The following is a 1202-nucleotide window of genomic DNA, read 5'->3' on the forward strand; positions in this document are numbered from 1 at the left end:
ACCCTGTCGGTCAAGCTGCCGGCCGTGGTCACCACCGACTTGCGCCTGAACGAGCCGCGCTACGTGACGCTGCCGAACATCATGAAGGCGAAGAAGAAGCAGCTCGACACGGTCAAGCCGGAAGACCTGGGCGTGGACGTTGCACCGCGCCTGAAGACGCTGAAGGTGGTCGAGCCCGCCAAGCGCAGCGCCGGCGTGATGGTGCCCGATGTGGCCACGCTGGTGTCCAAGCTCAAGACGGAAGCCAAGGTGCTGTAAGGCGGTCAACCGCTACTGCACGCAACTTCAAGCACACCGAACAGGCAGATCAAGATGACCGCACTCGTTATTGCTGAACACGACAACCAATCCATCAAGGCCGCGACACTGAACACCGTGACGGCCGCCGCCCAATGCGGCGGTGACGTCCACGTGCTGGTGGCCGGCGCTGGCTGCGGCGCCGCGGCACAGGCTGCCGCGCAGATCGCCGGCGTGACCAAGGTGCTGGTGGCCGACGCGCCCCAGTTTGCCGATGGCCTGGCCGAGAACGTCGCCGAGCAGGCCCTGGCCGTTGCCGGCAACTACAGCCACATCCTGGCGCCCGCCACCGCCTACGGCAAGAACATCCTGCCGCGCGTGGCCGCCAAGCTGGACGTGGCCCAGCTGTCCGACATCACCAAGGTCGACGGCCCGGACACCTTCGAGCGCCCGATCTATGCCGGCAACGCGATTGCCACCGTGCAATCGGCCGACAAGGTGAAGGTGATCACCGTGCGCGGCACGGCATTCGACCCTGCTGCCGCCACCGGTGGCTCCGCTGCGACAGAAAACCTGACTGCCGTGGCTGATGCCGGCATCTCGCAGTTCGTCTCGCGCGAAGTGACGAAGAGCGACCGCCCGGAACTGACCGCCGCGAAGATCATCGTGTCGGGTGGCCGCGGCGTGGGCTCGGGCGAGAACTACACCAAGGTGCTGACGCCGCTGGCGGACAAGCTGGGTGCCGCACTGGGCGCCTCGCGCGCTGCCGTGGATGCGGGCTTCGTGCCGAACGATTACCAGGTCGGCCAGACCGGCAAGATCGTCGCGCCGCAGCTGTACATCGCCGTCGGTATCTCTGGCGCGATCCAGCACTTGGCTGGCATGAAGGATTCGAAGGTGATCGTCGCGATCAACAAGGATCCGGAAGCGCCGATCTTCCAGGTGGCGGACTACGGCCTCGTGGG

Annotated in this window: 2 protein-coding genes; both read left to right on the forward strand. The window is 66.2% G+C overall.

Going from position 1 to position 1202, the window contains the following annotated elements; translation table 11 throughout:
- Positions 1-258: electron transfer flavoprotein subunit beta/FixA family protein (locus ABIC76_RS25535; protein ID WP_502947911.1), on the forward strand; the 258-nt coding region annotated here is incomplete at its 5' end.
- A gap of 54 nt (positions 259-312) precedes the next feature.
- A partial coding sequence (locus ABIC76_RS25540; protein ID WP_354535654.1) for an electron transfer flavoprotein subunit alpha/FixB family protein occupies positions 313-1202 on the forward strand: 890 nt, incomplete at its 3' end.

The organism is Ralstonia sp. 1138 (assembly GCF_040544795.1).
Lineage (GTDB): Bacteria > Pseudomonadota > Gammaproteobacteria > Burkholderiales > Burkholderiaceae > Ralstonia > Ralstonia flatus.